The organism is Paenarthrobacter sp. CM16, assembly GCF_013179505.1.
Taxonomy (GTDB): Bacteria; Actinomycetota; Actinomycetes; order Actinomycetales; family Micrococcaceae; genus Arthrobacter.
The window spans coordinates 1-1,907 of the sequence record NZ_JABMCX010000489.1 but is presented as its reverse complement, the minus strand read 5'-3'; the positions used below and the strand labels follow the sequence as shown (position 1 = coordinate 1,907).

At 64.4% G+C, this 1,907-nt stretch carries 3 protein-coding genes; all 3 read right to left on the bottom strand.

Translation table 11 applies throughout. The annotated features are described in order from the left end of the window. Positions 1–998: cupin domain-containing protein (locus HP499_RS23750; RefSeq protein ID WP_172326498.1), on the bottom strand; the 998-nt coding region annotated here is incomplete at its 3' end. A gap of 2 nt (positions 999–1,000) precedes the next feature. Next, positions 1,001–1,309, bottom strand: a complete 309-nt coding sequence (locus HP499_RS23745; RefSeq protein WP_172326497.1) for a BatC protein — start codon at positions 1,307–1,309, stop codon at positions 1,001–1,003. Positions 1,310–1,394: 85 nt separating this feature from the next. Beyond that, positions 1,395–1,907, bottom strand: a 513-nt coding sequence (locus HP499_RS23740) for a GNAT family N-acetyltransferase (RefSeq protein WP_172326496.1), incomplete at its 5' end; no start/stop codon positions are given.

Below are 1,907 nucleotides of genomic sequence, written 5' to 3'. Positions count from 1 at the left end.
TCCGGCCTGAGTCCGTCAAGGGCCGCACGTTGGGCCACCGGACCCAGAGGAGCCGGACGCCCTTGTCCCCTTCGGGCGCGGTGGAAAAGGGATGTGGTTTCCGCTTCCATGACAGCGGCTGCGAGGCGCTCCCGGACTGCGGCGATCTCCTCCTCAGGTCCATCCACACCCAACGGCAAGGAACGGCGCATCCCGGGATCCTCGCACAGCGCATCAACTGCTGCCTGTGCCAAGTGTTCGGCCAAGGCATGGCGGGTCCAGCTATGGACTCCCAGGGTGAGATGGATGGAAACTTCCCCCTGCGCCTGGGCGGCATGCAACCAACCACGCGGAAGGTAAAGGACATCGCCCGGCTCCAGGACCGTATCAATGTAAGCCTCGCCCTTGGCGGCCTGGGCAACGGCGTCCCGGCGGTCAGTCCAGGGTTGGCTGCGCAAGGGGTCCACGTGAACCGGCTCATGGATGATCCAGCGCTTGGTTCCCTCGATTTGCAGTACAAAGACGTCATGGACGTCATAGTGGTCATCGAAGCCACGGTTCTGGGGCGGCGTGATGTACGCATTGGCCTGCACAGGGTGCCCCAGTTCAGTGCTCAACTGCGAACTGAAACTCGACACAGGCTCCCAGGTGCGGTGCAGCGCCTGCAGGACCAAGGTGGCGCCGTCAGCGAATTTGCGCCACAACGCAGTGTCATCGAGTTGGTCCGGGATGGTGGCGCCGACCCCTGCCGGAGAAGTGTAGGAGGACTCAGGAAGAGTGGAGCCGCCCTTGGCGACACGCAGGAAAGGAGTGCGCAGCCCGCGGCGTGAAATCAATTCATCAACGGCGCTGCCGGAGAACACATCGGAGAAATCGCTGACACCACGGGTGAGCAAGGCTGTCCGGCCCCAGACGTCACTAGCGAACTTGTCCTGGCCGATGTCGATCAAGCGTGTTTCCAGGACCCCGCCGCCTCTTACCGCGCCGGGGTCCTGGAAATCAGTGCTGGTAGAGCTCAAAATCAGCTGCCTTGTTGCCCGGCGCCACCATCGGCACCGCCATCAGCGCCACCGTCGGCACCGCCATCAGCACCGCCATCAGCGCCACCATCGGCGCCGCCGTCAGCGCCGCCGTCGGCACCGCCATCAGCACCGCCATCATGGGTACCGGGGACGCCGTTCGCGCCACCGTCCGCGGGGCCTTCAGCCCCACCATCGGCACCGCCGTCGGCACCACCGTCAGCACCGCCGTCGTGCATGCCGGGGACGCCGTCCGCGCCACCGTCCGCGGGGCCTTCCTGCTCGCTTGGATCCTGCTCTGGAATAGACATGCTTCCTCCCGGGAATCGGACCGGGCGGTCCCCATCGACACCGCCCGTGATCACCCTATCCAGATGAGTCAGCTGTGGGAACAGTTCAGTGGGCGGGAACTTGCTGCAGCCCGGGACGGACCATCCGATGCTCCGGCAGTGAGTACCAGGATGGATCACACAACTGCCGCTTACCGTCCGGAACAAACCCATTTCGCCGATAGAAGGCCTGGGCGCGCGGATTGTCATCCAGGACCCAAAGGTATGCGGGATCGTCGCCGATCAAGGCATCCACCAATGCTTGGCCCACTCCTCGCCCATGAATGCGTTCCAAGGTGTAGAGCATGAAAAGCTCCCGCTCGCAGGGACTGTCCTCATCCCTGCCCGGGCCTGCGGCGCCGATGCCTACCAGGAGACCGTCGGGATCGTGGGCCAGCATCCTGGTGTGGCCCGCCGCGATGTAGTCCCTGTAGCGCTGGATGCGGTCGGGCAACGCAGCTTGCTGTTTTTCAAAGAACTCCTCAGGCAGCAGGTGCCCGTAGCTTTCGCGCCAGGATTGGACATGCATGAGCGCCATGGCCTCGGCGTCATCCACCGTGGCGGGGCGAAGCGAGAAATC

Bases quoted from the DNA above. Each gene is read 5' to 3' on its own strand.
- HP499_RS23745 (WP_172326497.1), bottom strand. From the start codon at position 1,309: ATGTCTATTCCAGAGCAGGATCCAAGCGAGCAGGAAGGCCCCGCGGAC.